Source organism: Streptomyces sp. AP-93, assembly GCF_022808175.1.
In the GTDB taxonomy this organism is placed as follows: domain Bacteria; phylum Actinomycetota; class Actinomycetes; order Streptomycetales; family Streptomycetaceae; genus Streptomyces.
In genome coordinates this window covers 1-572 of the sequence record NZ_JALGBX010000083.1, presented here as the reverse complement: position 1 = coordinate 572, position 572 = coordinate 1, and the positions used below count along the sequence as shown (strand labels likewise).

General features: G+C 65.7%; 1 protein-coding gene. It reads left to right on the top strand.

What is annotated here, in order from left to right; translation table 11 throughout:
• Window positions 1-572: polyketide synthase (locus MTF69_RS42690; RefSeq protein WP_243342218.1), on the top strand; the 572-nt coding region annotated here is incomplete at both ends.

Here is a 572-nt window from a genome sequence, read left to right as displayed (position 1 = left end):
GGCGTGCTCGTACTCGAACGCCTCTCCGACGCCCAACGCAACGGCCACCACATCCTCGCCGTCATCCGCGGCAGCGCCATCAACCAAGACGGCGCCAGCAACGGACTCACCGCCCCCAACGGCCCCTCCCAACAACGCGTCATCCGCGCAGCCCTCGCAAATGCCGACCTGACAGCCTCAGACATCGACGCCGTCGAAGCCCACGGCACCGGAACCCGCCTCGGCGACCCCATCGAAGCAACCGCACTGATCTCCACCTACGGCCAGGAACGCGACAGCGGCCACCCACTGTGGCTCGGCTCCCTCAAATCCAACATCGGACACACCCAGGCCGCAGCCGGCGTCGGCGGCATCATCAAAATGGTCAAAGCCATCGAACACGGCATCCTCCCCCGCACCCTCCACGCCAACGAACCCTCCCCCTTCATCGACTGGGAAGACGGAGCCGTCCAACTCCTCACCCAAGAACAGACCTGGCCCAACACCGGACGCCCCCGCCGAGCCGCCATCTCCTCCTTCGGCATCAGCGGCACAAACGCCCACGTCATCATCGAACAACCCCCCACAACAGA